Genomic DNA, 22,251 nt, shown 5'->3' with positions numbered 1-22,251 from the left:
GGGGCGGGGGGGGGGGGGGTGGGGCAGGCAGCTTGCCGGTCTTCGCCCCTCACCCCAACCCCTCTCCCCGCAGGGAGAGGGGCTCGATTGATCCATCACCGGGGCGTCACCCCTTCAGGACGCGCCGCAGTTCGGCCACCCGGTCGTCACCGGCCAGGGTCTGGATCACGGGGTGGATGTCGCTGTGATCGTCATTGAGCAGGGGCAGGGTGAAGGTGCGTTCCACACGTCGGTGTGGTTCACCGTGCTGGTCGGGCTGGATCACATGATGGCCCGCCACCTCGCCCACCACCAGTCGAGGTTCGGGGTCGGTGTCGAGGATCTCGATCACCTGACAGCGGATGCCATCCACCACGGCTTGCTGGCCAATGAGGGGGCTGAGCAGTTTCATGAGTCTGTCCATGGGTATAAGTATACCGATGCTGCCCGGGGATGCCATGGTGCCCGCTGTGCCCCATAATCAAAGAAGAAAAACCAAGGTACCCGAATCACATGAAATGGGACATCCTCAAGGTGGAAGACCTCTACCAGGGCTTCTTCAAGTTGTGTCGGCTGCGCCTGAGTCATGGACGCTTTGCCGGCGGGGAGCCGCTGGTGGTGGAGCGGGAATTGATTCGCCGTGGCCCGGCAGCGGCCGTGCTGCCCTATGACCCGGATACGGATCGGGTGCTGCTGGTGGAACAGTTCCGGGTGGGGGCCATCGAGTCACCTCACGGCCCCTGGCTCATGGAGACCATCGCCGGCCTGATCGAACCGGGGGAGCGCGCCGAGGACGTGGCCCGCCGTGAGGCCCTGGAGGAAGCCGATTGCTCCCTGGGCGAGCTGGTGCTTGCGCACGAGTATTTCTCCACCCCGGGCAGTTCCGATGAGCGTATCTCGGTCTATGTGGGCCAGGCAGATCTATCGGCCGCCAGGAGCGGCATTCATGGCCTGGTGGAGGAGGGCGAAGAGATCCGCACCCATGTGCTGCCGGCGGACGAGGCCTTCGATTGGCTGGATCGCCAGCAGGTGGACACGGCTTTCCCGATCATTGCACTGCAGTGGTTGCGGCTGAATCGGGAGATGTTGCAGGAGAGATGGGGGAGCGGCTAGCTCGAGGATCGGCATGCCGCCAGACCGGCAGTTACGATGGCTGCCGTAAAGAAGAGGGGCCGACCCCCATGGGTCGGCCCCTCTTGTCGTCTTAGGAGTTCAGACGGTTAGGAGTTCAGACGGTTGTCGATCAGCACGTTCACCACGTCCGGATCGGCCAGGGTGGAGGTGTCACCCAGGTTTTCCAGCTCATTGGCGGCGATCTTGCGCAGGATGCGGCGCATGATCTTGCCGGAGCGGGTCTTGGGCAGGCCGGGGGCGAACTGCAGCAGGTTGATCTTGGCGATGGGGCCGATCTCGTCCCTCACCAGCTTGATCAACTCCTTCACCAGGGCATCGTCGCCCTGCTCGCCGGACATCAGGGTCACGTAGGCATAGATGCCCTGACCGGTGATGTCGTGGGGGTAACCCACCACGGCCGCCTCGGCCACCTTGGGATGCAGCACCAGGGCAGATTCGATCTCGGCGGTACCCAGGCGGTGACCGGAGACATTCAGCACGTCATCCACGCGCCCGGTGATCCAGTAGTAGCCATCGGCATCCCGGCGAGCGCCATCACCGGTGAAGTACAGGCCCGGGTAGATGCTGAAGTAGGTTTCCACGAAGCGCTTGTGGTCGCCCCAGAGGGTGCGCATCTGGGCAGGCCAGGAATGGCGGATGCACAGGTTGCCCTCGGCCGGGCTTTCGGTGATTTCGTTGCCCTTGTCGTCCACCAGCAGAGGCTCCACGCCGAAGAAGGGCTTGGTGGCCGAACCCGGCTTCATGTCCACGGCGCCGGGCAGGTTGGCGATCATGTGAGCACCGGTTTCAGTCTGCCACCAGGTATCCACGATGGGGCAACGGCCATCGCCGACCACCCGGTGATACCACTCCCAGGCTTCCGGGTTGATGGGCTCGCCCACGGTGCCCAGCAGGCGCAGGCTGGAGCGCTTGTGCTTGGTCACGAAGTCATCACCGGCACCCATCAGCATGCGGATGGCGGTGGGGGCGGTGTAGAAGATGTTCACGTTGTGCTTGTCGCACACCTGCCAGAAGCGGCCGTTGTCCGGGTAGTTGGGTACACCTTCGAACATCAGGCTCTTGGCACCATTGGCCAGCGGGCCGTACAGGATATAGGTGTGGCCGGTCACCCAGCCCACGTCGGCGGTGCACCAGTAGACTTCGCCGTCCTTGTAGTCGAACACCATCTTGTGGGTCATGGCCGCCTGCAGCAGGTAGCCGCCGGTGGTGTGCATCACGCCCTTGGGCTTGCCGGTGGAGCCGGAGGTGTAAAGGATGAACAGCGGATCTTCGGCGTCCACTTCCTCGGCGGGGCAATCGGCGCTGGCATTGGCCAGTTCCTCGTGATACCAGACATCCCGACCTTCCTTCCATTCCACCGGCTCGCCACCGCGCTTGACCACGACCATGGTGGAAATGCTGGGGCATTGGGCGGCAGCCTTGTCGGCGTTGCCCTTCAAGGGCACCTTGCGGCCACCACGCAGGCTCTGGTCGGAGGTGATCAGTACCTTGGCTTCGGCGTCCTGGATGCGGTCGCGCAGGGCGTCGGGGGAGAAGCCGCCGAAGACAATGGAGTGCACGGCACCAATGCGGGCACAGGCCAGCATGGCCACGGCGGCCTCGGGGATCATGGGCAGGTAGATGGAAACCCGGTCACCCTTTTTCACGCCCTTGGATTTGAGCACATTGGCGAACTTGCACACCTCTTCGTGCAGTTCACGATAGGTGATGGTGCGGTCGTCGGAGGGGTCGTCGCCTTCCCAGATGATGGCGGCCTGATCACCCCGGGTGTCCAGGTGCCGATCCAGGCAGTTGTAGGCCACGTTGAGCTTGCCACCCTGGAACCAGGTGACCCGCGCCTCGTCCTCGAAGGAGCCCGAGCGAACCGTGTCCCATTTCTTGAACCAGGTGAGGTATTTCTCGGCCTGCTCGGCCCAGAAAGTGTCCGGGTTGTCGACGGATTGCCGATACATGGCCTCGTACTGCTCGGCGTTCACATTGGCCTTGGCGGCAAAGTCCTTGGGTACTTCGTGAACCTTCACTTCCGACATGAGATCTCCTCCTGCTAATGCATGGAATTGAATGAAATCGGGCCGATGAATCGGCTAATTCGTCATTATAACTTCTTGGCGGTCAAGCATAACGCGCCAGCCCGGTGCTGACTATCCCGACTTGCTGCATAGGGCAAGTGTCGACGATTCCGGGTGGGCAGGGGTCCGGGCCGGCTCTTGCCCCTCACCCCAACCCCTCTCCCCGCAGGGGAGAGGGGCTTGGATCGTATCTTTCATCATCGGGGGTGACTCACCGCCGTGATGCATTAGAGTCAGGTGGGCAGCCCCCCCAGATAATGCCGGCCGATGCTGCGCTGCATGAAGCGCACTTGAGCAAAGGCCCGGCATAGCCGCTTGCGTTCGTCGGCGGAAAACTCCCCGCTTTCGACCCGGTTGTCCAGCGGCCTCTTCGCACGAATGAGGCGGGCGTGCTGACGGACCCGGAGTGTGGTGATCAGATCCCAGGCCCGTATCAGTTCCTCCCCTGCAGATGGGCTGATGGTGCCCAGCCTGATGGTGGCTTCCAGGCGTTCGCGCGTATGCAGTTCGGCCAGGCCATGGGCCACCGCCAGCAGTCGCGCCAGGCTGACGATGGGCATGATGCCCCTGCGTTTGAGATCCAGTGGCCTGGCCCGCGTGAACCAAAAGGCCGGGCATCTCAGCCCCAGGCGCCACAGCGGGCTGCGTGGGGGGCTGTCCTTGAGTGCCTCGCGGGCCATGGTGGAGATGAACCAGGTGCTGTTGCGTGCCTCGGGGGTCACCCGTTCCCGCACCGCGCGTAGCAGCGAGGGGTCTCCGTGGATCGTGCGCAGATCCAGGAAATTCTGCGCCAGCATCACCGACTTGAGGGCCGGGCTGCGTATCCAGTCCAGAAAATACCGCTGCCAGACGGCCACGGGCTGCTGCCAGTCCTCGTTGCGGGCCATGACGCCTCCGATGCACAGGTGCAGACCGCAGCTGTCCAGATCCCCGGTGACCCGCTCCGCCAACCGATGAAAGTGGTCCCGTTCGGCAGCCGTGGGGGGGCGTGCCAGGATCAGGGCATTGTCCTGATCGGTGTGTACCGTCTGTTCGCATCGCCCCTGGGAGCCGCAGGCCACCCAGGCAAACCCCATGGGCGCGGGGCCCAGTTCCGTCTCGGCCAGTTCGATGGCGCGACGGGTGAGGGCGTCGCTGAAGGCGGAGATGCGCTGTCCCACCTGATCCCCTGTGGCGCCCTGGTCCACCCATTGCATCTGCAGCCTCGGCATGCCCGCGGCCAGGGTGCGCAGCGCCGCATGATCCGGTGCTTGCAGGATCTGCGTCAGCATGGGCTCGGTGGGCAGCGCCAGGTCGTGCATGCGTTACGAGGGTGGGGCTGAGTGTATCGATGGGTCGACTCCTCCGGTTAACTGGGGACGGAAGACCCTGCCTTCAGGGCACGGATGTCATGACCTGAAGGCAAGATCCTACCGCTGCGTTGCAGCAAAAGCGAGGGGCCCCGCGAACGGGGCCCCGGTCCTTGCGATGTCACTTCCTTTCAACGTTGCAGGGCAACGCGGGCTTTCGATCAGGAAGAGGCGGCGTCGGCACGCGGCACGCGCACGCTTTCCACCAGGTCCTGGATCTCCTTCGGCGGCGGGGCCGTCAACTTGGACACGATCACTGCGGCGATCACGTTCAGGATGGCGCCGATGGTGCCAAAGCCCTGGGGCGAGATGCCGAAGATCCAGCCGTCCGGGTTGTCCGGCAGCAGGGCCGTACCCGGCAGGAACAGGAAGCCCTTGAACAAGAAGATGTACGTCAGGGTGGCGAACAGGCCCACCAGCATGCCGGTGATGGCGCCCTGCTTGTTCATCCGCTTGTAGAAGATGCCCATCATCAGCACGGGGAACAGCGTGGCGGCCGCCAGACCGAAGGCCAGTGCCACCACCTCGGCCGCGAAGCCTGGTGGATTAAGCCCCAGGTAACCGGCCAGCAGGATGGCACCCACCATGGCCAGGCGCCCGGCCAGGAGCTCCCGTTTCTCCGATATGTTGGGCATGAATACGCCCTTCAACAGGTCATGAGAGATGGCCGATGATATGGCCAGCAACAGACCCGCTGCCGTGGACAGTGCTGCGGCGATACCCCCTGCCGCCACCAGCGCGATCACCCAGTTGGGCAGGCCAGCGATTTCAGGGTTGGCGAGCACCAGGATATCCCGGTCAAAGCGTTCCAGACGGTAGCCCTGACCTTCCACATCGTCGGCCCAGGCCGGCGGGTTGGCTGGATTGTAGTAGTGAACCCGCTCACCTTCACCTTGCTGCTGGAATTCCATCAGGCCGGTGTCTTCCCAGGTGCGCATCCAGTCGGGACGCTCGTCGTACACCATGGCCTCGGCGGTGTTGCCCACGCCGCCGGGGTGCAGGGTGTTGATGATGTTGTACATGGCCATCGCACCCACGGCAGGGGCGGTGGTGTACAGGATGGCGATGAACACCAGGGCCCAGCCAGCGGACTTGCGGGCGTCACGCACGCGGGGCACGGTGAAGAAGCGGATGATCACGTGGGGCAGGCCCGCGGTACCGATCATCAGCGCCATGGTCAGCAGGAACATGTTCAGCGTGCTGAATGCTTCACTGGTGGTGTATTGCGTGAAGCCCAGGTCCACCAGGACGTTGTCCAGGGCGGTGAGCAGGTAAACGCCGTCCTGGCCGCTGAGCGTACCGCCCAGGCCGGTCTGCGGCAGGAAGTGCCCGGTCAGCTGCAGGGAGATGAACACGGCGGGCACGGTGTAGGCGAAGATCATCACCACGTACTGGGCGATCTGGGTGTAGGTGATGCCCTTCATGCCGCCAAGCACGGCGTAGATGAACACCACGGTCATGCCGGCGATCAGGCCCCAGAGCAGGTCCACCTCCAGGAAGCGCGAGAAGGCGATACCCACGCCACGCATCTGCCCGATCACGTAGGTGATGGAGATCACCAGCAGGCAGATCACCGCCACGATACGTGCCGTGTTCGAGTAGAACCGGTCACCCACGAACTGGGGCACCGTGAACTTGCCGAACTTGCGCAGGTACGGAGCGAGCAGCAGCGCCATGAGCACGTAACCGCCGGTCCAACCCATGAGGTAGACCGAACCGCTGTACCCCAGGAAGGCGATCAGGCCCGCCATGGAGATGAAGGAGGCCGCCGACATCCAGTCCGCCGCAGTGGCCATACCGTTGGCGACCGGGTTCACCCCCTTGCCGGCCACGTAGAATTCGCCCGTGCTACCCGCGCGGGCCCAGATGGCAATGCCGATGTACAGCGCGAATGTCGCGCCGACCACCAGCCATATCATGAGTTTCAAATCCATAATCTTGGTCCCCCAGTCTTATTCTTCGTGGACGTCGAACTGACGGTCCAGCTTGTTCATGCGCCAGGCATAGAAGAAGATCAGCATCAGGAAGACGTAGATCGCTCCCTGTTGTGCCATCCAGAAGCCCAGCGGGTAACCACCCAACGACACCATGTTCAGCACCGGTGCCAGGAAGATGGGCAGGATGTATCCCGCAATGAACCATACGGTCATGCAGCCCACCAGGATGCGAACGTTGGCCTTCCAGTAGGCCGTTCTTTGTTCCTGCAGTTTTGTGTTCATTCGGCACTCCTCCTATCAAAGGCTTGGTTTTTTACCACTTGCTTGTATTGCATCACTCGGTAAATCCTCCATCGTTCACTTTTTGTTCAACCATTGTCAGCGGGTGTTCGGGCTCTTGTGATATGGCCCATGGGTGTCAAAGCTGGTAGTCCAGTGCCAGCCGTGACTGAAGCTTGCGCACTTGCCGGAAGGCTTCCTTGAGAATGCGCCGCTCCAGTTCGTCGAGTCGCTCCGGGTTGACGAAATTGCTCAGGGTCTGCCCAGCCTGCTCCTGGTCCTGATGGGTGCGCATGCGCAGGAGCTGGATGTAGTGATAGGCGTTGAGCCAGGCGGCCACATCCTCGCGCTTGAGCACGCCGGCCTCCACACAGGCTTCCAGGCGCCGGCTGGTGTTCACCTCCGGGATGCTGTGGGCCAGGGCATAGATCCGGGCCACATCAACGATGGGGGTGGCACCATTCACCTTCATGTCCAGGCTGCGTGGGTAATCGCCCCGGGAGGTGACCTTGAAGTCTCCGAACAGCCCCAGGGGGGGCCTCAGGCGCAGCGCGTTTTCCGCCATCTGGCGTCGGAAGCGACTGTTTTTGGATGTCTTTTCCAGGAACCACTGGCGCAGTTCCTCGGCGGGGCCCTCGCTGCCGAGGATGACCCGGAAATCGAAATAGATATTGGCATTGAGCAGATGCTTGGGGGTGCCCTGATCCACCCACTGGGTGAAGCGTTGACGCCATTCCTCGGGGGTGAGACAGCATTCCGGGTTGGAGGCCATCACATTGCCGCGGCACAGGGGGTAGCCGCATTGGTCCAGGGCCTGATTGATGCGCTGGGCCAGGGGCAGCAGGCGCTTGCGGGCCTCATCGGCAGTCATGCCATCCGGAGGCAGGAAGACGATGCCATTGTCCTGGTCCGTCTTCAGGGTCTGTTCCTGCCGGGCCTCGCTGCCAAAGGCCAGCCAGTCGAATTCGGGGATATCCGTACCCTCGTCCCGCCGGCAGATCTGGATCACCCGGCGGGTGATCTGGTCGTTGAGCAGGGTGATGATCTGGGTGATCTGATCCACGCGCACCCCCTGGGCGATCATCTGCCCCACCAGCAGGTGCACGTCCCGACCCAGGCGGGTCAGCGTGGCCACATCCTCGGCGCCACTCACCGACCGGCTCAGATTCACCAGGCCCACCCGCTGCAGGGAGAACAGGTCCCGCTCGGAGATCACGCCGGTGAGCCGTCCCCGCTCCACGATGCACAAGTGGTGGAAGCCGTGGCTGGCCATGAGCATGGCCGCCTCGAAGGCGAAGGACTTGGGGGGCAGGGTGATCGGATCCCGTGTCATCACGGCGCTGATGGGCTGATCCAGCCCCACCTCGGGCAGCGACACGCGGTTGAGAAGATCATGCAGGGTGAACACGCCCAGGGGGCGTCGATCATCGTCGGTGATGACCACGCTGCCCACGCGCTCATCATCCATGGTCTGCAGGGCCTCGCGGATGCGGGTCTCGGGCCGGCAGACCACCGGCTCGCGGCGCACGCGCTCCCCCAGGGTGATGTTCAGCGAGGTGTCGCCACCCAGTCCGGCGGCGGCACTGGACTGAACCTGACGCCGCACCTTGTCCAGCAGGTTGGCCAGACGGCGGGTGCAGAAGTCCTGGAACTCCGAGGACATCTTGAACAGCTTGTTGAAGTCTTCCCGGTCCAGTTCGAAACAGAAGGTGTCTTCCGCTGCCCGGTAGCGTGTACGCACGGCGCGCCGCCCCACCAGGGCGCCCACCGGGAAGCATTCCCCGGGGCTCAGTTCCCAGGCGGTGTTGATCACGTTGCCGTCTTCGTCCACCGGCTCGCCCAGCACCCGGCCCTGCTTGATGATGTAAAAGCGATTGGCCGGCCCCATCTGGGGGGAAGTCACCTGCTCATCGCGGGCGTAAAAGACCAGCTTCAGGCGCTTGGCAAGGAACTCCAGATGCACCAGATCCATCTGGTCGAACGGCGAATGACGCCCCAGGAATTCCATCACCGGGATCAATACACCCTGGGGGCGCTCTCTGCCGTTGTTGTGGTCTGTGTGCATGCGTAACCGGATGAACCGTGGCTGTGCAACCGGTAATGCAGGGATCGTGCCTGGTATGTGTTCCCTGTGGAAACAGTAGCTTGGCAATGGATGGTGTGTTTCGGGATGTTACCTCGGGTAACAGGTGTTACCTTCGGTAGCAGCTGGCGGTCGCCGCCGGATCATCCCTTGGGTCGGGGCATCCCCATGCGCGTGCGACGCTCCCACAGGGCCTTGCGGCTGATGCCCAGACGACGGGCCAGTTCGGTCTCGGTCATGTGGGCCTGATTGTCCAGCACGAACTGGCGGAAATAATCCTCCAGGCTGCTGTTGGCGGTGTCGGTCTTGTCCACGGGAGGCGTGAGGGCGAGGTGCTCGGGCTTGATGCAATCCCCGTCGGCCAGGATGACCGCACGTTCGATGGCGTTCTCCAGTTCGCGCACGTTGCCAGGCCAGGCATGGGCCTGCATGGCTTCCAGCGCCGATGGATCCAGCCTGATCGTGCCCCGCTTGAGTCGTCGGCAGGCCTTGTCCAGCAGGAATTCGGCCAGCCTTGAGATGTCCTCGCGGCGCTCGCGCAGGGCTGGCAGGGTCACCTCCATGACCTTCAGCCGGTAGTACAGGTCTTCCCGGAAACCACCCTCACGCACCATGGTTTCCAGGTCCCGATGGGTGGCGGCCAGCAGGCGCAGGTCCACCTTGCGGCTGCCGGTGGCGCCCACCCGTCGGATCTCGCCATCCTGGAGCACCCGCAGCAGGCGTGACTGGGCGGCCGGGGTCAGTTCGCCGATTTCGTCCAGGAACAGGGTGCCGCCATCGGCCGCCTCGGCCAGCCCCTGACGGGTCTGGCCGGCCCCGGTGAAGGCGCCTTTTTCGTGACCGAAGAGTTCCGATTCCAGGAGTCCTTCGGGGATGGCGGCACAGTTCACCGAGATCAGCGGTGCCTTGGCGCGATGGCTCTTCTTGTGGATGGCCCGGGCCACCAGTTCCTTGCCTGTGCCCGACTCGCCGCGAATCAGCACGGTGGTGTCGGTGGGGGCCACTTTTTCCAGGGTCTTGCAGATCTGCTGCATGGCCTGCGACTCCCCGACCATGCCTTCCACCGGATAGGCCTGTCCGATCTGGGAGTGCAACTGGGCATTCTCACGTTCCAGCTGGTGCTGCTTGAGGATGCGGGCCACGCACAGCAGCATCTCGTCGTGATCGAAGGGCTTGGCGATATAGTCGGCGGCCCCGTGTTTCATGGCCTCCACCGCCGAGCGCACGCTGGCGTAGCTGGTCATGATCAGCACGGGCGTGTCGGGGCAGTGATCCACCATGATGATGCCCTCACCATCGGGCAGGCGCAGGTCGCTGATGACCAGGTCGAAACAGGTCTGCTGGCATTGCTCCTGCGCCCTGGCGAGGCTGTCGGCCTCGGCCACCCGGTAGCCCTCGTGCTCCAGCAGGCGCCCCAGGGCGCGGCGGATCACCGCCTCGTCCTCGACGATGAGTATGCGGTTCAAGCCATGGTCTCCTCTTCTTCGATGGCCGGCAGCCGGATGCTGAAGCGCGTGCCCCCCTGGGCACGGCTGTCGGCATAGACCAGACCGCCATGGTCCTGAATGATGCTGTAAACCACCGAGAGCCCCAGGCCCGTGCCTTCCCCGGGTGGCTTGGTGGTGAAAAAGGGTTCGAAGATCTGGTCCAGCAAGCCCGAGGGGATGCCGGCGCCTTCATCGTCCACGTGGATCTCCACGCCCCCAGGCAGTCGGGTGCCGCGGATGGCGACGCGGTCGCCGGGGATCGAGGCCTGCAGGGCATTATTCACCAGGTTGACGAAGACCTGCAGCAGCCGCTGATGGTTGCCGCGGGCCTTCAGGTCATTGGGCACCTCATTGACGCAGGTGACTTCGCGGCCCACGTCGCTGAGCTTGATCAACTGCAGGGCCTCCTCCACGCAGTCCCTCAGGTTCACGGTCACCGGCAGGGGCCGGGGCGCCTCGCCCGCGTGGCTGAAGGTGATCAGTGACTGCACGATATCATTGATGCGCCGGGTCTGTTCCAGGATCTGTTTCACGGTGAGATCCACCTCGGCGGGGTCCTGCTCATAGCGCAGGTTCTGGGCCAGGGAGGTGATGCCGGTGAGCGGGTTGCCGATCTCGTGGGCCACCCCGGCGGCCAGGCGGCCAATGGAGGCCAGACGGTCATTATGGGCCACCTCGCTCTCCAGGTTGTGCAGTTCGGTGAGGTCCTCCACCAGCACCACCATGCCACCCAGTCCATGGGCGGCCGAGCGGTCCACGGCCGGGGACTCGATGGCTGCCTTGTGCAGGTTGAGCCAGCGGTAGCGGCCCTCCACGGAGATCTGCAGCTTGTAGAGGTGTTTGTCGTCACCACTGATGAAGGTGCGAAGCACCCCTTCCCAAGGGTCCTTGAGAGCACTCAGGGGCTGGCCCACGGCGTGTCCTGCGTCGATCCCGGAGATCATGGCCATGGTGTTGTTCCAGATGAGGATGTCCCCGCCCGGGTCGATGGAGCAGACCCCCAGGGGCAGTTCATGCAGCACCTGGCGGTGGTAGCGACGCAGGGTGTCCAGTTCCGCCGCCAGGCCCCGCAGGCGCACGGTGGAATGCTCCAGCTGCTCCTCCACGAACCGCAGGCTGTCGGCCAGGGCCACCTGGGCCTGGGGGGCCACGTTCAACTGATTGTCCACGATCATCCGCGCCAGCAAAGGACCCATCAGCCCGGACAGATTGCGCTCCAGGCGCGTACGCAGCCGGCGCAACTCGCCGGGTCGCTTCTCCGAGGGCTGCATGCCCAGGTCCTGCAGAGCCCGCTGGATCTCCAGGCCCGCGGTCTGGGGGCCGATCACCTGGGCCAGGTGGGATTCCAGTTGCGCAACGTTACGGGCATCGGAGGTCACGCCGGCCGGTGATAGCTGTTCCCGACGACAGGCCTGGGCTGCCTCGGTTTCTTCCCGGGTGGGACGGGTCAGCAGGGAGCCGATCACGAACAGCAGGCTGTTGAGGGCCAGGGACCAGAAGGTGGCAAAGGCCCAGCGGTTTTCGTCCTCGGCCCCCATGACCACGGCCAGGTTGAAATCGATCATGGGCAGGCCGGACTCATGAATCACCGGGATGATCAGCGCCAGTATCCAGACGGCGATGCCCCCCAGCAGTCCGGCGATGAAGCCGATGCGGGTGGCACGTGGCCAGAACAACAGGGCCAGGTATCCAGGCAGGAACTGGGCCACGGCCACGAAGGAGATCAGCCCCACCTGCACCAGGCCCTGGTTGAACTCCAGCAGCCAGTAAAAGCCGTAGCCCATGGCAATGATCAGCAGGATCAGCAACCGCCGGCCCCACAGCAGCCATCCGTACAGGTTGCTCTGGGGCAGGCTTTGCTGATTCACGTGGGCGGGCAGGATGAGATGATTCAGGCACATGGCGGCCAGGGCCAGGGTGGTGATGATCATCATGGCGCTGGCGGCGGAGACCCCGCCAATGAAGGTGAACAGGGCCAGCCAGCTGGCACCTCCATCCACCGGCAGTGCCAGCGCAAAGTAATCCGCGGGGGTTTCCAGGGCGGCAGCCTGACCGGCCCACAGGATGAGCGGAATGGGAAGATTGAGCAGCAGCAGGAACAGGGGCAAGCCCCAGGTGGCCACCCGCAGGGCGCGTGGATCCATATTTTCCACGAACAGCATGTGGAACTGTCGGGGCAGCAGGAAGGCGGCGGCAAAGGCCAGCAGCATGAGGGTGAACCAGGGGCCTTCACTCACCGGTTCATAGAGCGCCTCCAGGGCCTCGGGGTGCTCCATCAGCCAGGTATTGAGGCCGCTCCAGCCACCAAAGATGCCGAACAGGGCGAAGGCGCCCACCATGAGCAGGGCCACCAGCTTCACGGCGGATTCAAAGGCAATGGCCACCACCAGGCCCTCGTGTTTCTCACGCGGGGTGATGTGGCGGGCGCCAAACAGGATGGCGAACAGGCCCAGCGTGGCGCAAAAACCCAGGGCCAACAGGTGGGGTGGCGCCTCCTGGGTGAGCACCGAGACCGAGTCGGTCACCGCCTTGATCTGCAGGGCAATGTAGGGAAGGATTCCCGCCAGCATGAACAGGGTGACCAGCAGGCCGGTCCACTGGCTGCGATAACGAAAGGCGAACAGGTCCGCCAGGGAGGTGAGTTGATAGTCGCGCACCAGCCTGAGAATGGGGGCGAGCAGCAGGGGGGCCAGCATGAAGGCCAGGGTCACCCCCAGGTAGATGGTGAGATAGTTGTAACCTTCGCTCTGGGCAAAGCCCACGCTGCCGTAATAGGTCCAGGTGGTGGCATACACGCCCAAAGAGAGCACGTAGACCATGGGATGGCGTACCAGGGCAGAGGGGAGCCAGCCCCGTTCGGTGGCATGGGCGATGAAGAACAGCAGGGCCAGATAGGCCACACCGACGGCATAAAGGACGCCGATCTCAGAGATCATGGCGCCCGCGCCCCCACTGGATCAGAATACCCACCCCGATGAGCCCGCCCCAGAGGGCATACGGCAGATACCAGGGCATCCCCGGTCGCGACCACCAGTCCACCAGCGGCGAGGCGAACAGCAGCACGCCCAGCAAAAACAGGATGAGGGTCTTGTCCAGGGCCGACATGGTGTTACCAATGGTGACGGGTGGCAGGGCGTAAGCATGCCGGATGCGGGCGGTTTTGGCCAAGTGCCCGCCGTCCCCTCATCCCCGGCTTCTTTCCCTCGAGGGGAGGGGTGAGTCGGGTGGGTTGTACCCTGCCAGGGCACGCGCCAGTACCTCCCCCACGCCTGCCCCGGGTTCGCCCCCGTCCAACCCCAGAAAGTCCATGACCTTCAGCAGGTTCTCCACCGGCGTTTCATCATCCACCGCCGGGGCATGGGTTTGCTTGGACAACTTGATGCCCTCGTGATCCAGCACCACCAGGTGATGCAGATAGGCGGGCTGAGCATATCCGAGCAGGGACTGCAGATGCATCTGCCGAGGCGTCGAGGCCAGCAGGTCAATGCCACGGACCACATGGGTGATCCCCTGGAAGGCATCGTCCACCACCACGGCCAGTTGATAGGCGGTGAGACCGTCGGCCCTTCGGATCACGAAATCACCGATCTGGCTGGCCAGCTGATGGCACACCTCTCCCTGGGCACGATCGTTGAAGCAGATGGGATCATCATGAGTGCGTACCCGCAGGGCGCGGGGCGATTTGCCGGCGGTCAGACCCTGGCGACAGGTGCCCGGATAGACGGGACCTTCCAGCCCCTGCCGGGCCAATGCGGCGATCTCCCGGCGGGTACATCCGCAGTCATAGGCCCACCCCCGCTCCCGCAGGTGCTGCATGGCATCGGCATAGGCCTTCAGCCGGGTGCTTTGATAGAGCACCGGGCCGTCCCAGTAAAGGCCATGGGTTTCGAGTGTACGCAGGATGCGGTCAGCGGCGCCGGGTTCCTCGCGAGGCGGGTCCAGGTCCTCCATGCGAACCCGCCATGTTCCGTCATGGGCACGGGCATCCAGCCAGGAGATCACGGCGGCGACCAGGGAGCCAAAATGCAGCGGACCGGTGGGGGAGGGGGCGAAACGACCTGTGTAGGCGGGTTTCAAGGGTTCAGCCATGGGGAGCCCCGATACGGGGGGCCTCGGTGTGCGGCATTTTTGCGTCCCGCCGGCAGGCGGGACGCCAGGGGGCATCAGGCCATCTGCTTTTCCTTGATTTCCTGAAGGGTCTTGCAGTCGATGCACAAGGTGGCGGTGGGGCGGGCTTCCAGACGACGGATGCCGATCTCCACGCCACAGGCCTCGCAGTAACCGTAGTCGCCGTTGTCCAGATCGGTGAGGGCTTCCTCGATCTTGCGGATCAGCTTGCGCTCCCGGTCACGGGTGCGCAGTTCCAGGCTGAATTCCTCTTCCTGGGTGGCGCGGTCGGCGGGGTCGGCGAAATTGGCGGCGTCTTCTTTCATGTGACCTACGGTGCGGTCCACTTCCTCCATGAGTTGCTGGCGCCAGGCCAGAAGGATATTGCGAAAGTGCTCCTTCTGGTCCCGATTCATGTACTCCTCGCCCTCCGTGGGCTGGTAAGGGGCAATTCCATCATCCGGTCGGGACATCTTGCCGGGTTGGTTGGGCTGATTGCTGCTGGAGGCCATCGCTGCGCACACTCCTGACTGTCCAAAAGGCGAATGTAGATACCAGAGAATCCCCAGGGGTGCAAGCGAAATGCCGGCTGAGCGAAGCCGGGCGGGCATGGATGGACGCGGGCGCCCCCGGTATCGGCCCGCAGATTTACATAGTAATCTTCCGGGCATCTTTAGTCGACCAGGGGGGATCACCTTGACCCAATCACTCAACGCATTGATCTGGGACGTGGATGGAACGCTGGCGGATACGGAGCGCGACGGGCATCGCGTCGCCTTCAACGAGGCCTTCGCCGAGGCCGGCCTGGACTGGCACTGGTCGGAAGAACGCTACGCGGGGCTGCTGGCCGTGACCGGTGGCAAGGAGCGTATCCGGTATTTCCTGCAACAGGATGCCCCTACATTCGAGCCACCCGAGGACATGGATGCCTTCGTGGCGGATCTGCATGCCCGCAAGACGGCCCGGTTCGCGGCCATGCTGGCCGAGGGCCGCATCCCGTTGCGTCCGGGTGTGGAGCGGTTGCTCCAGGAGGCGCGTTCATCGGGGGTGAGGCTGGCCATTGCCACGACCACTTCGCCGGCCAATGTGGAGGGCTTGTTGCGGGCCAATCTCGGTGAGGCCGCCATTGGCTGGTTTCAGGTGATCGGCGCCGGGGATGTGGTGCCGGACAAGAAGCCGGCCCCGGATATCTATCATCATGTGCTGGAGGGGCTGGATCTGTCGCCTGCCGAATGCCTGGCCATCGAGGATTCGGGGCATGGCATCGCCGCTGCCCGGGGGGCGGGCATTGGCACGGTGGTGACGGTCAATGGCTACACGGCCGACGAGGACTTTACCGGCGCGTTGGCGGTGCTGGATCATCTGGGTGAGCCAGGGCAGCCGTGCCGGACGTTGCGAGGGGAGGGCCCTGATCAGGGCCTGGTCACCCTGGGCTGGCTCCAGGCCCTGCATGAGCGGTGTGCAGCACAGTCCTGAAGCTGGCTGTTCCCTATCGCAGTGCCTGTGGGAGCGGCCCTCGGCCGCGATTGGGTGAATCCTCGGCCGCCGCCTCAGGCCAGAGAGCGGGGTGGACCTCGGGGCAACCGGATTCCTTCCAGCGGGACGCCGTGAATACATCCCTGTAGGCTCTGCAGCCGCTTCCTGCGGCTGAAGCCCGCTTACAGGAACCCGGTCCCCCCGAGGTCCGGAAACATCGGAGTCTTTTTCGAGAGGCCGCCCGGTAGCCCAGAGCCAGTGCTTCAGAGGCTGAAGCCGCCTTGAAGGTATTTCCCTGTGGGAGCGGCCCTCGGCCGCGAAGAGCGGTGGGCACGATCTTCCCCAGGGCGCCGCTGCCGCGGCGATTCGCTGGCAGGCCAGCTCCCACAAGAGCGATTCGCTGGCAGGCCAGCTACCATGGGAGTCAGGGTTCCCGGGTCTCTTCCACCCGGCACTGGATCTCACCCTCGCTCAGCCGGGCCTGCAGGCGCTGGTTAGGCTGGACCTGGGTGGACGACCGGATCACCTGGCCGGATTCATCCGTCAGGATGCTGTAGCCCCGGGCCAGGGTGGCCAGGGGGCTGACGGTGTGCAGGGTGCGGGCGTTGCCGGTCAGGCGGGTGTTCAGGCGTTCCAGGCGCAGGTCCATGGCACGGTGCAGGCGCTGCGATAGTTGCGCGCAGCGCTCCTGTCCGGCCAGCACGCGGGCCGCCGGCGAGGTGCGTTGCAGGCGCGACCAGAGCACACGCAGCCGGGTTCGATGATCCCGCTGCCGGCGCACCATGGCGTGGTGCAGCCGCTGTTCCAGCTCATCCAGGCGCTGGCTGCGATCCTGCAGGCGGCGCTCCGGATGCTGCTGGCGCAGGTGGCGATCCAGGCCCTGCAGTTGCAGGCGCAGTGCATGGAGTCGACGCCCCATGCGCTCCTGCAGCAGGGCCCGGGCATGGGCCACCCGTCGCAGCAGATCATCGCCATTGGGGCTGACCAGTTCGGCGGCCGCCGAGGGGGTGGCCGCCCGCAGGTCGGCGGCAAAATCGGCAATGGTCACGTCGGTCTCGTGCCCCACGCCGCTGACCACCGGCAGGGGGCAGGCGCGGATGGCGCGGGCCACCGATTCCTCGTTGAAGGCCCACAGGTCCTCCAGGGAGCCGCCGCCCCGGGCCAGGATGAGTACATCGCAATCTCCCTGGCAAGCCGCCTGTTCCAGGGCCCGGACGATGGCCGGCGCGGCCTCGGTGCCCTGCACCGGCACGGGGAACACCAGCACCGGCAGGGCCGGGAAGCGGCGCCTGAGCACCGAGAGGATGTCGCGGATGGCGGCACCGGAAGGGGAGGTGATCACGCCCACGCGCCGGGGAAATGCGGGGATGGGCCGGCGGGTGGCCGGGTCGAACAGGCCTTCGGCCTCGAGTTTCCGGCGCAGTGCCTCGAAGGCGCGGCGCAGGGCGCCATCCCCGGATTCCTCCATGTGCTCGACAATGAGCTGGTAGTCCCCCCGGGGTGCGTACAGGCTTACCCGTGCCCGGGCCAGCACCTGGGTGCCATCGGCGGGACGAAACCCCAGCAGACGGGCGCGATTGCGAAACAGGGCGCAGCGGACCTGGGCGCCACTGTCCTTCAGCGAGAAGTAAAGGTGCCCCGAGGCGGGGCGGGCCAGGTTGGAGAGTTCCCCTTCCACCCAGACCAGCGGAAAGCCGCTCTCCAGTTGCTGGCGGACGGCTTCGTTCAGATCCGAGACGGTGAGGATTTCAGGCATGGCGGGAAAGATACAAGAGTGGTGCTCAGGTTTACCACCCCTGGCCGCATCCTTATAATGGGAAGATTAACCACCGCGTCCCCTCCCGAGAATCATCATGCGCATCGTCCAGGAAGCCCTCACCTTCGACGACGTCCTTCTGCTACCCGCTCACTCAAGGGTATTGCCCAAGGAAGTCGATCTCAGCACGCGGTTAACCCGCGGCATCACCCTGAACATTCCCCTGGTATCGGCCGCCATGGACACGGTCACCGAGGCCCGACTGGCCATCGCCATTGCCCAGGAAGGCGGCATCGGCATCGTTCACAAGAACATGAGCATCCAGGCTCAGGCGCATCAGGTGCGCATCGTCAAGAAATACGAGAGTGGCGTGATCGTCGATCCCATTATCGTGGCGCCCGATACCAGCATCCGCGACGTGCTGGCCATTACCCGTGCCAATGACATCTCCGGTGTGCCGGTGGTCAGTGGCAAGGACCTGGTGGGCATTGTCACCAGCCGCGACCTGCGTTTTGAAACCCGCATGGATGCCCCCGTCTCCCAGATCATGACCCCCAAGGAACGCCTGGTCACCGTGCGCGAGGGTGCCGATCGGGAGGAAGTCCAGCATCTGCTGCACGAGCACCGCATCGAGAAGGTACTGGTGGTGAACGACGACTTCCACCTGCGCGGCATGATCACCGTGAAGGATATCCAGAAATCCACCGACTTCCCCATTGCCTGCAAGGACGAACAGGGGCGTCTGCGGGTGGGGGCTGCCCTGGGCGTGGGGGCCGGCACCGAGGAGCGCTGCGAGGCGCTGGTGGATGCGGGCGTGGACGTGGTGATCGTGGACACGGCTCACGGCCATTCTCAGGGTGTGCTGGATCGTGTGGCCTGGGTCAAGAAGCACTTCCCGCATGTGCAGGTGGTGGGCGGCAACATCGCCACCGGTGAGGCTGCCCTGGCGCTGGTGGATGCGGGTGCCGATGCCGTCAAGGTGGGCATTGGCCCCGGCTCCATCTGCACCACGCGTATCGTTGCGGGTGTGGGGGTGCCCCAGGTTACGGCCATCGACAACGTTCGCCAGGCCCTCAAGGATACGGACGTGCCGCTCATTGCCGACGGCGGCGTGCGCTTCTCCGGCGACTTTGCCAAGGCCATGGCCGCCGGCGCCCACTCGGTGATGCTGGGCAGCCTGTTTGCCGGCACGGAGGAGGCCCCTGGCGAAGTGGAGCTCTACCAGGGCCGTTCCTACAAGTCTTACCGGGGCATGGGGTCTCTGGGTGCCATGCAGCAGGGGTCCTCGGATCGTTATTTCCAGGACAACGAGGGCAACGCCAACGTGGACAAGCTGGTGCCGGAGGGGATCGAGGGCCGGGTGCCCTACAAGGGCAGCATTGTGGCCATCATTCATCAACTGGTGGGTGGGTTGCGTTCTTCCATGGGCTATGTGGGTTGCACCAGCATCGACGAGATGCGCACGCGCCCCGGCTTTGTGCGGGTGACTGCTGCGGGGATGCGTGAGAGCCATGTGCACGACGTGGCGATCACCAAGGAAGCCCCCAACTACCGGATGGATTGATTCATGACCGCTGCCGATATCCACGCCTACCGCATTCTCATTATTGATTTCGGTTCCCAGTACACCCAGCTCATCGCGCGACGCATTCGCGAGGCTGGGGTGTATTCCGAGATCCACCCCTGGGACATGGACGAGGCGGCCATCCGGGACTTCGCCCCCACGGGCATCATCCTCTCCGGCGGCCCCGAGTCGGTGCACGAGAGCGATCCGCCCGGGGTGCCTCAATGCGTGTTCGAGCTGGGGGTGCCGGTGCTGGGCATCTGCTATGGCATGCAGACCATGGCCGCCCAGCTGGGCGGATGCGTGGAAGGGTCGGACCACCGGGAGTTTGGTTATGCCCAGGTGCGCGCCCACGGCCATACCCCCCTGCTCACCGATATCGAGGATCACACCACCCCGGAAGGCTTCGGGATGCTGGATGTGTGGATGTCCCATGGCGACCGGGTCACGCAGATGCCCGAGGGCTTCAAGCTCATGGCCTCCACCGAGGCGGCTCCCATTGCCGGCATGGCCGATGAGGTCCGGGGCTTCTATGGCGTGCAGTTCCACCCGGAGGTCACCCATACCACCCAGGGGCAGCGCATCCTGTCGCGCTTCGTGCACGACATCTGCGGCTGCGAGAACCTCTGGACCGCCGGCAACATCATCGAGGATATGACCGCCCGCGTGCGTGAGCAGGTGGGCGATGATCATGTGGTGCTGGGTCTCTCCGGCGGCGTGGACTCTTCGGTGGTGGGGGCCCTGTTGCACAAGGCCATTGGCGATCAGCTCACCTGCGTATTCGTGGATACGGGCCTGCTCCGTCATCAGGAGGGTGACCAGGTGATGGCCACCTTCGCACGGCACATGGGCGTGCGTGTGATCCGCGTCGATGCAGAAGATCGATTCCTCTCCGCCCTGGAAGGCGAGGCGGATCCGGAAGAAAAGCGCCGCATCATCGGCCGCCTGTTTGTGGAGGTCTTCGACGAGGAGGCCAGCAAGCTCACCAACGCCCGCTGGCTGGCCCAGGGCACCATCTACCCGGATGTGATCGAGTCTGCCGGCTCCAAGACCGGCAAGGCCCATGTGATCAAGTCCCACCACAATGTGGGCGGACTGCCCGAGACCATGAAGATGGGGCTGGTGGAGCCCCTGCGCGAACTGTTCAAGGACGAGGTGCGTCGCATCGGCGTGGAACTGGGTCTGCCCACGGAGATGGTCTACCGTCACCCCTTCCCGGGGCCTGGGCTTGGGGTACGTATCCTGGGGCAGGTGAAAAAGGAATATGCCGACCTGCTGCGTCGGGCCGACCATATTTTCATCGAGGAACTGCGTGCCGCCGGTCTGTACGACAAGGTGTCCCAGGCCTTTGCCGTGTTCCTGCCGGTGAAGTCGGTGGGCGTGATGGGCGACGGTCGCCGCTACGACTATGTGGTGGCCCTGCGCGCCGTGGAGACCATCGACTTCATGACCGCCCGCTGGGCCCATCTGCCCTACGATTTCCTGGACAAGGTGTCGCGCCGCATCATCAACGAGATCAAGGGCATCTCCCGGGTCACCTACGACATCTCCGGCAAGCCGCCGGCGACCATCGAGTGGGAGTGAAATAAGGTCTTTCGGGGACTATCGGCGGTTATCGGAAATGTGGCGTAACTTCATGATTTATATAAATTTACGTCTCATTACCTATCGGTGGCTATCGGCGGCAAGCAGAAACATTTGTCGGTAAAAGCGACGGTATCGCAAATTCCCGGAATTAAGACTCTCCCAATTACCGTCACGCCTTTTTTCGGCATGACGGTAAAACTACGCCCTGACTTCTTTTGAAATCAAGAACTTAGGGACATCATCAGGGCTCCTGACCCTTGACGGTAACAAACCGCAAAAACACAGGAGAAACCTGATATGTTGACCGATACAGCACTACGCAAACTCAAGCCCAAAGCCGCGCCCTACAAGGTCTCCGACCGCGACGGCATGTACGTGACGGTGTCGAAGGTCGGCACCGTCACCTTCCGTTACGACTACCGCCTCAATGGCCGCCGCGAAACCCTCACTCTGGGTCGCTACGGGCCGGGCGGTATTTCCCTGGCTCTGGCGCGGGATCGTCTGCTGGATGCCCGCAAGGCTGTGGAGGAAGGACGCTCTCCCGCCCAGGAGAAGCAGCGGGAGAAACGCCGTCTGTCCCGTGCCAAGACGTTCGCGGAATTCACCGAGGTGTGGTTGGAGGCCTCCGGCATGGCCGACAGCACTCGGGCCATGCGTAAGCACGTCATTGACCGCGATATCCTGCCGGCCTTCAGAAGGCGCTGGCTCACGAGGACAACCGTTCGTCACGCGCCGTGTACAACAAGGCGGAGTATGCCGAGCAGCGTCGTCACATGTTGCAGGAGTGGGCGAACATGATTGATGCCTGGGTGGAGGGCGACACCTACACGCCAACGCTGCTGCCATCGAGCATGTCGGTGCGTAGACCGCTGAAGGTTGCCACCCATTCCACGTGAAGCCTGCCACCCGGACCGGGGCAAAGCTGCCACCCATCGGAGCGTAGCGACGCGGGGTTTTCCTTCTTACTCCGACGTTGCGGTGTCGGTCAACTTGGACTGGGTTTTTCGCATGGACTCCCCTCTGAGATTGATCTTGTAGGCGTTGTGAACCAAGCGATCCAGAATGGCATCAGCCAGGGTGGCATCACCGATGACGTCGTGCCATTGGTCCATGGGCAGTTGGCTGGTGGCGATGGTGGATCGTCTGCCGTGGCGGTCTTCCAACACCTCCAGGAGGTCACGGCGGTTTTCAGCATTGAGTTTCATGAGCCCCCAGTCGTCGAGAATCAGTACATCCACTTTGGCCAAGTTGGCCAGAAGCTTTGCGTACTGACCATCCCCCTTGGCGATGCTCAGCTCCCGCAACAGACGGGTTAGACGAACGTAGTGGGCGGTGTGTCCCTCTCGGCAGGCCTTATGGGCCAAGGCACAGGCCAGCCAGGTTTTGCCAACCCCGGTGGGGCCGGTGATGAGGATATTGAGGTGTTCCTTCACCCACTGGCAGG

The 22,251-nt window shown here is 63.9% G+C and carries 18 protein-coding genes; 5 read left to right on the top strand and 13 right to left on the bottom strand.

Translation table 11 applies throughout. The features are described from left to right. Positions 1–106: 106 nt before the first annotated feature. Positions 107–391, bottom strand: a complete 285-nt coding sequence (locus tag ECTHA_RS0103775; RefSeq protein ID WP_238625044.1) for a hypothetical protein — start codon at positions 389–391, stop codon at positions 107–109. Between the two features lie 101 nt (positions 392–492). Between ECTHA_RS0103775 and ECTHA_RS0103770 the strand changes: the two genes are divergently transcribed. Next, positions 493–1,092, top strand: a complete 600-nt coding sequence (locus ECTHA_RS0103770) for an NUDIX domain-containing protein (protein WP_025281300.1) — start codon at positions 493–495, stop codon at positions 1,090–1,092. A gap of 107 nt (positions 1,093–1,199) precedes the next feature. Here ECTHA_RS0103770 and acs read toward each other — a convergent pair whose 3' ends face one another. The 10 genes from acs to dksA all read right to left on the bottom strand — a co-directional run bounded on the left by acs (position 1,200) and on the right by dksA (position 14,936). Next, positions 1,200–3,143, bottom strand: coding sequence for an acetate--CoA ligase (gene acs / locus ECTHA_RS0103765; RefSeq protein ID WP_025281301.1), 1,944 nt, complete (start codon positions 3,141–3,143; stop codon positions 1,200–1,202). 272 nt (positions 3,144–3,415) lie between these two features. Further along, positions 3,416–4,483: a DUF294 nucleotidyltransferase-like domain-containing protein gene (locus ECTHA_RS17035; protein ID WP_025281302.1), complete on the bottom strand. Its 1,068-nt coding sequence runs from the start codon at positions 4,481–4,483 to the stop codon at positions 3,416–3,418. Positions 4,484–4,692: 209 nt separating this feature from the next. Further along, positions 4,693–6,465 carry a sodium:solute symporter family protein gene (locus tag ECTHA_RS0103755; protein WP_025281303.1) on the bottom strand — a complete coding sequence of 591 codons (1,773 nt, stop codon included), beginning with the start codon at positions 6,463–6,465 and terminating at the stop codon, positions 4,693–4,695. Positions 6,466–6,483: 18 nt separating this feature from the next. Next, complete coding sequence (locus tag ECTHA_RS0103750; protein ID WP_026623515.1) at positions 6,484–6,750, bottom strand: DUF4212 domain-containing protein; 267 nt, start codon at positions 6,748–6,750, stop codon at positions 6,484–6,486. A 136-nt stretch (positions 6,751–6,886) separates the two neighbouring features. Beyond that, positions 6,887–8,812 carry a putative nucleotidyltransferase substrate binding domain-containing protein gene (locus ECTHA_RS0103745; protein WP_238625048.1) on the bottom strand — a complete coding sequence of 642 codons (1,926 nt, stop codon included), beginning with the start codon at positions 8,810–8,812 and terminating at the stop codon, positions 6,887–6,889. Positions 8,813–8,973: 161 nt separating this feature from the next. After that, the gene (locus ECTHA_RS0103740) at positions 8,974–10,296 is read right to left on the bottom strand and encodes a sigma-54-dependent transcriptional regulator (protein ID WP_025281305.1); all 1,323 of its coding nucleotides are present in this window, start codon (positions 10,294–10,296) and stop codon (positions 8,974–8,976) included. Continuing rightward, the gene (locus ECTHA_RS0103735; protein WP_025281306.1) at positions 10,293–13,253 is read right to left on the bottom strand and encodes a sensor histidine kinase; all 2,961 of its coding nucleotides are present in this window, start codon (positions 13,251–13,253) and stop codon (positions 10,293–10,295) included. Before ECTHA_RS0103735 ends, ECTHA_RS0103740 begins: the two co-directional genes overlap by 4 nt. After that, positions 13,243–13,485 carry a hypothetical protein gene (locus ECTHA_RS17030; RefSeq protein ID WP_035369100.1) on the bottom strand — a complete coding sequence of 81 codons (243 nt, stop codon included), beginning with the start codon at positions 13,483–13,485 and terminating at the stop codon, positions 13,243–13,245. Before ECTHA_RS17030 ends, ECTHA_RS0103735 begins: the two co-directional genes overlap by 11 nt. Before the next feature lie 15 nt (positions 13,486–13,500). Further along, on the bottom strand, positions 13,501–14,406 hold the full coding sequence (gene gluQRS, locus ECTHA_RS17025; protein WP_025281307.1) for a tRNA glutamyl-Q(34) synthetase GluQRS: 906 nt from the start codon (positions 14,404–14,406) through the stop codon (positions 13,501–13,503). A 74-nt stretch (positions 14,407–14,480) separates the two neighbouring features. Next, a complete protein-coding gene (dksA, locus tag ECTHA_RS0103720; protein WP_025281308.1) occupies positions 14,481–14,936 on the bottom strand; it encodes an RNA polymerase-binding protein DksA in 456 nt (151 codons plus the stop codon). A 184-nt stretch (positions 14,937–15,120) separates the two neighbouring features. Here dksA and ECTHA_RS0103715 point away from each other — a divergent pair, with 184 nt between their 5' ends. Beyond that, entirely contained in the window at positions 15,121–15,900 is a 780-nt protein-coding gene (locus ECTHA_RS0103715; RefSeq protein ID WP_025281309.1) for an HAD family hydrolase, read from the top strand. Positions 15,901–16,324: 424 nt separating this feature from the next. On the opposite strand, the gene xseA is transcribed toward ECTHA_RS0103715, so the two are convergent. Next, the gene (gene xseA / locus ECTHA_RS0103710; protein ID WP_026623512.1) at positions 16,325–17,656 is read right to left on the bottom strand and encodes an exodeoxyribonuclease VII large subunit; all 1,332 of its coding nucleotides are present in this window, start codon (positions 17,654–17,656) and stop codon (positions 16,325–16,327) included. Positions 17,657–17,753: 97 nt separating this feature from the next. On the opposite strand from xseA, the gene guaB reads away from it, so the two are divergent. The 3 genes from guaB to ECTHA_RS0103695 all read left to right on the top strand — a co-directional run bounded on the left by guaB (position 17,754) and on the right by ECTHA_RS0103695 (position 21,605). After that, positions 17,754–19,220, top strand: a complete 1,467-nt coding sequence (gene guaB, locus ECTHA_RS20135) for an IMP dehydrogenase (protein ID WP_025281310.1) — start codon at positions 17,754–17,756, stop codon at positions 19,218–19,220. 3 nt (positions 19,221–19,223) lie between these two features. After that, positions 19,224–20,804 carry a glutamine-hydrolyzing GMP synthase gene (guaA, locus tag ECTHA_RS20130; RefSeq protein WP_025281311.1) on the top strand — a complete coding sequence of 527 codons (1,581 nt, stop codon included), beginning with the start codon at positions 19,224–19,226 and terminating at the stop codon, positions 20,802–20,804. Positions 20,805–21,104: 300 nt separating this feature from the next. Continuing rightward, positions 21,105–21,605 carry a tyrosine-type recombinase/integrase gene (locus ECTHA_RS0103695; RefSeq protein ID WP_025281312.1) on the top strand — a complete coding sequence of 167 codons (501 nt, stop codon included), beginning with the start codon at positions 21,105–21,107 and terminating at the stop codon, positions 21,603–21,605. 164 nt (positions 21,606–21,769) lie between these two features. Here the strand turns inward: ECTHA_RS0103695 and istB are convergent. Beyond that, positions 21,770–22,251 (bottom strand): IS21-like element helper ATPase IstB (istB, locus tag ECTHA_RS17020; RefSeq protein WP_156946816.1); only part of this gene is annotated, 482 nt, incomplete at its 5' end.

It is taken from the genome of Ectothiorhodospira haloalkaliphila ATCC 51935 (genome assembly GCF_000633935.1).
GTDB classification, from domain to species: Bacteria; Pseudomonadota; Gammaproteobacteria; order Ectothiorhodospirales; family Ectothiorhodospiraceae; genus Ectothiorhodospira; species Ectothiorhodospira haloalkaliphila.
The sequence above is the reverse complement of the archived record's forward strand: the minus strand, read 5'-3'. Positions and strand labels throughout refer to the sequence as shown.

Excerpts from the sequence above, each read along its gene's own strand:
- ECTHA_RS0103775 (WP_238625044.1), bottom strand. The coding sequence starts at position 391 with ATGAAACTGCTCAGCCCCCTCATTGGCCAGCAAGCCGTGGTGGATGGC.
- ECTHA_RS0103770 (WP_025281300.1), top strand. The coding sequence starts at position 493 with ATGAAATGGGACATCCTCAAGGTGGAAGACCTCTACCAGGGCTTCTTC.
- acs (WP_025281301.1), bottom strand. The coding sequence starts at position 3,143 with ATGTCGGAAGTGAAGGTTCACGAAGTACCCAAGGACTTTGCCGCCAAG.
- ECTHA_RS17035 (WP_025281302.1), bottom strand. The coding sequence starts at position 4,483 with ATGCACGACCTGGCGCTGCCCACCGAGCCCATGCTGACGCAGATCCTG.
- ECTHA_RS0103755 (WP_025281303.1), bottom strand. The coding sequence starts at position 6,465 with ATGGATTTGAAACTCATGATATGGCTGGTGGTCGGCGCGACATTCGCG.
- ECTHA_RS0103750 (WP_026623515.1), bottom strand. The coding sequence starts at position 6,750 with ATGAACACAAAACTGCAGGAACAAAGAACGGCCTACTGGAAGGCCAAC.
- ECTHA_RS0103745 (WP_238625048.1), bottom strand. The coding sequence starts at position 8,812 with ATGCACACAGACCACAACAACGGCAGAGAGCGCCCCCAGGGTGTATTG.
- ECTHA_RS0103735 (WP_025281306.1), bottom strand. The coding sequence starts at position 13,253 with ATGATCTCTGAGATCGGCGTCCTTTATGCCGTCGGTGTGGCCTATCTG.
- gluQRS (WP_025281307.1), bottom strand. The coding sequence starts at position 14,406 with ATGGCTGAACCCTTGAAACCCGCCTACACAGGTCGTTTCGCCCCCTCC.
- dksA (WP_025281308.1), bottom strand. The coding sequence starts at position 14,936 with ATGGCCTCCAGCAGCAATCAGCCCAACCAACCCGGCAAGATGTCCCGA.
- xseA (WP_026623512.1), bottom strand. The coding sequence starts at position 17,656 with ATGCCTGAAATCCTCACCGTCTCGGATCTGAACGAAGCCGTCCGCCAG.
- guaB (WP_025281310.1), top strand. The coding sequence starts at position 17,754 with ATGCGCATCGTCCAGGAAGCCCTCACCTTCGACGACGTCCTTCTGCTA.
- guaA (WP_025281311.1), top strand. The coding sequence starts at position 19,224 with ATGACCGCTGCCGATATCCACGCCTACCGCATTCTCATTATTGATTTC.
- ECTHA_RS0103695 (WP_025281312.1), top strand. The coding sequence starts at position 21,105 with ATGTTGACCGATACAGCACTACGCAAACTCAAGCCCAAAGCCGCGCCC.